General features: G+C 29.7%; 8 protein-coding genes and 1 pseudogene. 1 reads left to right on the top strand and 8 read right to left on the bottom strand.

All coding sequences use genetic code 11. The annotated features are described in order from the left end of the window. Window positions 1-109: 109 nt before the first annotated feature. From upp to HUJ77_RS10045, 7 genes are all read right to left on the bottom strand, one after another. The gene (gene upp / locus HUJ77_RS10075; RefSeq protein ID WP_291708455.1) at window positions 110-739 is read right to left on the bottom strand and encodes a uracil phosphoribosyltransferase; all 630 of its coding nucleotides are present in this window, start codon (window positions 737-739) and stop codon (window positions 110-112) included. A gap of 41 nt (window positions 740-780) precedes the next feature. Then, window positions 781-1,233, bottom strand: coding sequence for a ribose 5-phosphate isomerase B (gene rpiB / locus HUJ77_RS10070; RefSeq protein WP_291708454.1), 453 nt, complete (start codon window positions 1,231-1,233; stop codon window positions 781-783). Between the two features lie 167 nt (window positions 1,234-1,400). Then, the gene (locus HUJ77_RS10065) at window positions 1,401-2,450 is read right to left on the bottom strand and encodes an L-threonylcarbamoyladenylate synthase (protein WP_291708453.1); all 1,050 of its coding nucleotides are present in this window, start codon (window positions 2,448-2,450) and stop codon (window positions 1,401-1,403) included. 29 nt (window positions 2,451-2,479) lie between these two features. Continuing rightward, the gene (locus HUJ77_RS10060) at window positions 2,480-3,067 is read right to left on the bottom strand and encodes a hypothetical protein (protein ID WP_291708452.1); all 588 of its coding nucleotides are present in this window, start codon (window positions 3,065-3,067) and stop codon (window positions 2,480-2,482) included. A gap of 51 nt (window positions 3,068-3,118) precedes the next feature. Continuing rightward, the gene (prfA, locus tag HUJ77_RS10055; protein WP_291708451.1) at window positions 3,119-4,204 is read right to left on the bottom strand and encodes a peptide chain release factor 1; all 1,086 of its coding nucleotides are present in this window, start codon (window positions 4,202-4,204) and stop codon (window positions 3,119-3,121) included. 63 nt (window positions 4,205-4,267) lie between these two features. After that, window positions 4,268-6,028 carry a peptide chain release factor N(5)-glutamine methyltransferase gene (prmC, locus tag HUJ77_RS10050; RefSeq protein WP_291708450.1) on the bottom strand — a complete coding sequence of 587 codons (1,761 nt, stop codon included), beginning with the start codon at window positions 6,026-6,028 and terminating at the stop codon, window positions 4,268-4,270. A 13-nt stretch (window positions 6,029-6,041) separates the two neighbouring features. Continuing rightward, window positions 6,042-6,632, bottom strand: a complete 591-nt coding sequence (locus HUJ77_RS10045) for a thymidine kinase (protein ID WP_291708449.1) — start codon at window positions 6,630-6,632, stop codon at window positions 6,042-6,044. A gap of 151 nt (window positions 6,633-6,783) precedes the next feature. Here HUJ77_RS10045 and rpmE point away from each other — a divergent pair, with 151 nt between their 5' ends. Next, entirely contained in the window at window positions 6,784-6,990 is a 207-nt protein-coding gene (gene rpmE, locus HUJ77_RS10040) for a 50S ribosomal protein L31 (RefSeq protein ID WP_008676589.1), read from the top strand. Between the two features lie 45 nt (window positions 6,991-7,035). Here the strand turns inward: rpmE and rsgA are convergent. Next, window positions 7,036-7,323 (bottom strand): annotated as a pseudogene (gene rsgA, locus HUJ77_RS10035) (GTPase RsgA); the annotation flags it as partial. Window positions 7,324-7,438 lie beyond the last annotated feature (115 nt).

The raw sequence follows: 7,438 nt of genomic DNA, 5'->3' as shown, positions 1-7,438 counted from the left end.
CCGCATAATGAAGAGTCTTTTTTCCTATTGTCTACTTGACAGGGTCAAGTTTATTTCGGAGTCTTTCTCTTTAATTTATTAACTTTATTTTTAGAGCTATATAGATAAATTATTTAGTTCCGAATAATCTATCTCCTGCATCTCCAAGTCCTGGAACTATATATCCATGTTCATTTAATTTTTCATCTATTCCTGCAACATAGATATCTACATCTGGATGTTCTTTTTGTACAAATTCAATTCCTTCTGGAGAACTAATTAAGCACATAAGTCTTAAATTCTTAGCTCCTCTTTTCTTTAACATAGTTATTGCATCTGCAGCTGAACCACCTGTTGCAAGCATAGGGTCTACTACAATTACATCTCTTTCTGCTATATCTTGAGGCATTTTGCAAAAATACTCAACTGGTTGAAGGGTTTCTTCATCTCTATATAATCCTATATGTCCAACTTTTGCCGCTGGTATAAGTTTTAACATACCATCTACCATACCTAATCCAGCTCTTAATATTGGTACTATTGCCATCTTTTTACCTGAAAGCATCCTGCATTTAGTTTTACAGATTGGAGTTTCTATTTCCACTTCTTCAGTGCTTAACTCTCTAGTTACTTCATATGCCATTAGCATAGAAACTTCCTCTACTAATTCTCTAAAATCCTTAGAACCTGTTTCCTTACTTCTAATAAAAGCTAGTTTGTGTAATATTAATGGGTGATCAATTTGAGTTACTTTACTCATTTAAATTCCTCCTATAGCATTAATTTTTATATTATTTAATATTATTTGTTATATTTATCTTCTATTTCTGAAATCTTATTAATTCTATCTTGGTGTCTTCCACCTTGGAATTCAGTGTTTAAAAATGTATTTACTATATCTAAAGCTAATCCTGGTCCAACTACTCTTTGCCCTAATGTTAATATATTGGCATCATTATGCTCTCTTGTAGCATGTGCACTAAAGGTATCTGAACATAATGCTGCTCTAATTCCTGGTACTTTATTTGCTGCAATTCCAATACCTATTCCAGTACCACATATTAAAATACCAAAATCATATTCCTTTGCTACTACAGCCTCTGCTACTGGTAATGCATAATCTGGATAATCACAAGAATTAGTTGAATTAGTTCCAAAATCCTTAACTTCATATCCTTCTCTTAATAGGAAGTTCTTAATTTCTTCCTTAAGCTCAACGCCTCCATGATCAGAGCCAATTGCTATTTTTTTCATTGCTACTCCTCCCAACTATAATATTATATAAATATGATATATAGGTTTTGTTATTATATATCATACTTAAAAACTAAAGGAAAGAATCTATAAAAATTTTTCATTAGTTTAATTTTATAAATTCTTGTTTATAAAAAAAAGAGAAAGGTTTCCCCCTCCCTCCCTAATTATACTTCTAATATATTAAAGCCTGCAGCTTTATTTAATCTATTCATTATAGCAAGACCAACTCCATTTTCCTCAAAGGCTTCACATAGAATAAACTCTACATTTAAATCATCGCACTTTCTAAGAGCTTCAAATAAGTTTCTTGCTACCTCATAAAGATTTTTTTCACTCCCTAAGGATATTATCTCTCCTAAAGGAAATCTACTAGATATTTCTTCTGTAGACAAAATTGCAACCTTTTTTTGATTATCTATATAATTTTGTACTATTTCATTGATTTTTTCAATAGTTTTTTCTCTATTTCCTTTTATTATCTGTAATTTTGCTTTTGGAGCATAATGTCTGTACTTCATTCCAGGAGCCTTTGGCTTTAAATTTGCATCAGGTTTTCCTTGTATAGCTTTGTCTATATTAATATCTTTACAAACTTCCCTAAGCATTTCTAATGTTATTCCACCTGGTCTTAGTACTACTGGCGGCATTACTGTACAATCAACTATAGTTGATTCTACTCCAACATCACTTTTTTTCCATCCAATAATACAATCTACTTTTCCATCTAAATCTTCAATACATCTTTCCACATCTGTTGGACTAGGTCTCCCTGAAATATTAGCAGATGGTGCTGCAATTGGACATCCTGAAAGCTCTATTAACTTTAATGCAATTTCGTTATTAGGCATTCTTATACCAACTGATTCTAGATTAGCACTAGTTCGATTTGGTATTATGTCTTTTTTATTTAAAATTATTGTTAAAGGACCTGGCCAAAATCTTTCTATAAGTTCTTTTGCTATCTCTGGCACTTCCTTAACTAATTTTTCTATATTTTTAGAAGCTACATGGACTATTAATGGATTATCTTGAGGTCTTCCCTTAGCCTTAAATATCTTATATACAGCATCTTCATTTAAGGCATTTGCTCCAAGTCCATATACAGTTTCTGTAGGAAATGCAACAATTCCTCCCTTATATATTATATCAGCTGCTTCCTTTATGTATTCAATATCTTTATTAACATCGTTAATAATACCTATCTTTGTTTCCAAAAAAGATTCCTTCTTTCACATTACATTTATTATAACTCTATTTGTTCTCTAGCTATTTTTATATTTTCTATAGCTGAAGAAGTATAAGTTGCTCTTACACAATTCTTATATATAACGTCTAATAGCATATACTTTTTTAAAGCTCCCCTTTTTATTACTTGATAATAATAACTTTCTTCGGGATTTATCTTTTTAATTTTTATATATTCCTCTAATGCTTCTGGATATTTTTTCAAAAAACCTTTAGAAACTGGTTTTAAATATTTATTTCTGAATCTTACTGTACTTATAAGTATTATATCCATTTCTTCTTTATCTTTATCGGTATGAACTACAGCAACTTTGTCACATAATATAACGGACTCTTTGAAAAACAATCCACTTTTAAACTTCAGTTTATTGTTATTACAAGAAAATTTTAAATTATGATAATTCAATTTATTTATACATGATATCACTATTAAAAGCTCTAAAACTCCTAGATAGAACCATAAAAACATTGATTCTATTTGTGATAAAAAAGCTATTAAAGGTAGGCTCAAAAAAAGTATTATCATAAATATAAAGAAGTGATTTTCTTGCTTTTTCTCCTTCTTCAAGGCCTTTAATATCTTCATTTACTCACCTACTTTAAAAGCCTCACATTTAAAAATGCAAGGCTTTTCTTATTAAATAGCGTCTGTATTACCCATTTGTTTCATCTTTTCAGCTTGATCAGCCGTAATTAGCGCATTTATTACTTCTTCTATATCACCATTTAAATATGATTCTAATTTATAAAGTGTTAAGCCTATTCTATGATCTGTTACTCTTCCTTGTGGATAGTTGTATGTTCTTATTCTTTCACTTCTATCCCCTGAACCTACTTGACTCTTTCTATCTTCTGCTATACCAGCATTTCTTTCTGCTTCTGCAGCTTCATATAGTCTAGATCTTAAAACCTTCATAGCTTTTTCTTTATTTTTTAATTGTGATTTTTCATCTTGACATGCAACAACAACTCCAGATGGAATATGAGTAATTCTTACTGCTGAATCTGTTGTATTAACGCATTGTCCTCCATTACCTGAAGATCTATAAACATCAATTCTTAAATCTTTTTCATTGATTTCTATTTCAACATCATCAACTTCTGGTAATACTGCTACTGTTGCAGTAGATGTATGAATTCTACCACTTGATTCTGTATCTGGAACTCTTTGTACTCTATGTACTCCACTTTCATACTTAAGCTTAGAATATGCTCCAGATCCCTTAATCATAAATACTACTTCTTTAAATCCACCGATGTCAGTTTCATTTGCACTCATAAGCTCAACTGACCATCTTTGAGTTTCTGCATATCTTGTATACATTCTAAAAAGATTAGCTGCAAATAAAGCAGCTTCATCTCCACCTGCACCGCCTCTTATTTCTACAAATACGTTTTTCTCATCGTTAGGGTCCTTAGGTAGTAATAGTATTTGAATATGCTTTTCTAATTCTGATTCTCTTTCAGTTAGCATTGAAATTTCTTCAGAAAGCATTTCTCTCATTTCTTTATCACTTTCTTCTGCTAACATTTCCTTATTAGCTTCTAAATCATCTATAACAGTTCTATATTCTCTATAAGCTGTAACTATAATCTCTAAATCAGCGTGCTCCTTACATAGCTTTCTCCATTCGTTTTGATTAGCCATAATTGAAGGATCTGATATCTTTACAGATAATTCATCATATTTATTTTCTATAAATGCTAATTTATCTAATAACATAAATATCACTCCGTACTTTATTTTTTTACATCTCCCTATTATATCATAAAAGGGAGAACTTTATCAACATTTAAAGTATCCCAGTAAAACTCTGTCTAGTCCTGCTAAATCTTTTACTAGTTTTACATTTGAAAATCCTGCCTCTTCCATTAATATTCTTACGTCTAATCCTTGATCGTGGCCAATTTCAAAGGCTAAAATTCCATTTTCCTTTAATGTAAGCTTACTTTCCTCAATAATTTTTCTGTAAAATATTAATCCATCTTCTCCTCCATCTAAAGCTGTATGAGGCTCATAAAGTTTAACATCATCCATTAAATTCTCTATTTCACAAGCTTTTATATATGGTGGGTTAGATACAATAACATCGTACTTTTTACCAATTTTAATCACTTCTTCTAATAAGTTACTTTTTATAAACTTAACTCTATTCTCTAAAGCATGTTTAACTATATTACTTTTTGTAACTTTTTCTGGAATATCAAAATTATCAATCTCATCTACTTTTATATTTTTTCTATTCATTGCTAAAGATATTCCAATAGCTCCACTTCCTGAGCAAAGATCACAAAGATTTATTTCATCATCTTCATTAATAATAGAAAGTATTTCCTCTACAAGGATTTCTGTATCACCTCTTGGAATTAAAACTCCTTCTTCCACGTCAAAGTCAAATCCCATAAATTCAGTTTCTCCTAAAATATACTTTATAGGCATCTTCCTACTTCTTTTTTTAATTAATTCTATATATTCTTTTTCATCTTTATCCGAAACTTCTTTATCTCTATTAGTAATAAGATATATCTTATCTTTTGCTAATACCATACCTAATAATAATTGGGCATCTAACATATAAGTATCTATATTTTGTTCCTTTAATTCCTTAGATCCAATTTCTAAAAGTTCACCTATAGTTTTTTCCTTTACTTTAATACCTTCTGCACTCATAAGTGCTGCTATTGCAACTTCTAATTGAGCATCATCTGGTTCTTTAGTAGTAAGTTCTTGAAGCTTTAATCCAGGATAAGCTATAATTTTAGATAACGTATTTTCACTTTTACCAAGCCATCTTATTAATTCATATGTTATTCCTGAAACTATTGGAATTAACACTATTCTTAGTAAAAGTCGCTCAAAAAAGCCTCCCCATCCAGTAAAACTAAATATTATTATACTCACAAACATAATAAGGAATAGGAAATTAGTTCCACATCTTGGATGAAATCTAGAAAACTCCCTAACATTTTCTACTGTCAATTCTTTTCCTGATTCATAACAGAAAATTGATTTGTGTTCAGCTCCATGATATTGAAAAACTCTGTAAATATCTTCCATCTTACTAATGGAGTACATATATATAAGTAAAATTGACATTCTAATTATAGCCTCTATAAGGTTTAATAATACTGGGCTTAAATTAAGTTCCCCAAATAAAGAAGCTATACCTGTAGGTAAGGCTACAAATAATCCAATAGATAATGCAAATGATAAAATCATAGTTCCACCTACTATTAAATCATTACTTTTATCTCCAAATTTATTTTTCAACCAAATTTCAAACTTTGACTCCTCCTCATCTTCTTCAAAAAAAGAAGCTGAGTAGTTTAAGGTATTAATTCCTGTAACTAATGAGTCCACAAGTACAAATATCCCCCTTATAAAGGGAATATTTAAAAATTTGTATTTTTTAGTTATCGGGACCATTTTTTTCATATCTATTTCTATTTTACCATCTGGCTTTCTTATTGCAGTAGCTTGACCTTTGTTGCCTCTCATCATAACCCCTTCAATTACAGCTTGGCCTCCTACTTCACACTTTTTCATTCTACCACTCTTTCTAATATAAATTCTTTTTATATTTAAAATAACAGTGTCCACATAAAGATTCATATTCAACGTCATTTACATTGTCTATTGCTACTTGTTCCCCTTCAAAGACAAATCTGTTATTTACTTTTCTACCATTTAATACAGCTTTTCTTCCGCATTTGCATATAGTCTTCATTTCTTCTATGCTATGTGCTAATAATAGTAGCCTTATACTGCCTTCAAATCCTTGCATTTTAAAGTCTGTTCTAAGACCATAACAAATTACAGGTATATCTAATACCACAGCTATTTCAAATAAATTATCTATTTGTCCTGATTTTAAGAATTGCACTTCATCAACTAAAATACAATCTATATCACCATTTATTTCTTTATATTTCTTTACCTTTTCTAATATATCGTCTTCCTCATAAATAACAAAATCTACTTTTCTTTCTACACCAAGTCTTGAAACTAATCTTTCTCCACCTTTAGTATCTGTATAAGGTTTAATTAATATAACTTTCATTCCTCTTTCTTCGTAGTTATATGCTACTTGCATAAGGTGAGTTGATTTTCCTGAGTTCATAGCTCCATATCTAAAATATAATTTGCTCATATTTATGTCTCCTTTACATTAGATACATAGATTATAGCATTTTTATTTCTATAAGTAATCAAAAATATTTTTATTATGTATATTCTTGACCATAATATTAAGCTATGATATACTCTAGTAGTTATTTTAGTATTTGAAAGAGGTGAAAAAAATGAGAGAAGGCATACATCCAAAATACAATCACGAAGCTGTAGTTAAGTGTGCATGTGGAAATACTTTTACAACTGGTTCAGTTAAAGATGAACTAAAAGTAGAAATATGCTCTAAATGCCACCCATTCTTCACTGGTAAGCAAAAAATTATTGATGTCGGCGGAAGAGTTGATAAGTTCAATAAGAGATTTAATCTTAACAAATAGAAATTCTGGGAAAGATAATATCTTTCCCATTTTTTCTTTTTATGGAATTAAAAATCTATTTAAAAGGTCAAAATTTATATCTGGATTTTTTATTGCAAACACTACAAAAGCTTGAGTAACATTTGCTACAGTAGGTCTTATTAACTCTGATGTTCTATCAAGTATATCCTCAATTACTCCCTTGCCATTAGATACATTAATAAGCACATTATCTCCAACCATAGGCTTCATATCCTTGTGCCTGAATTTTCCTCTAGCCTTACATTCTATAACTTCATCTTTAGTTTTAACATAGTAAAACCCACCGATTCCTTTTATTATTTTTCCTTCCATAATTCCTCCAAATAATTTTATCTTTATATTTATAATAAACAGATTATGATAAAAAATGCAAATTTTTTTTCATAGATATTATTGTATAATAAAAAGAATCAGCTTTAAAGCTGAT

It is taken from the genome of Clostridium sp. (assembly GCF_021443865.1).
In the GTDB taxonomy this organism is placed as follows: domain Bacteria; phylum Bacillota; class Clostridia; order Clostridiales; family Clostridiaceae; genus Clostridium.
The sequence above is the reverse complement of the archived record's forward strand: the minus strand, read 5'-3'. Positions and strand labels throughout refer to the sequence as shown.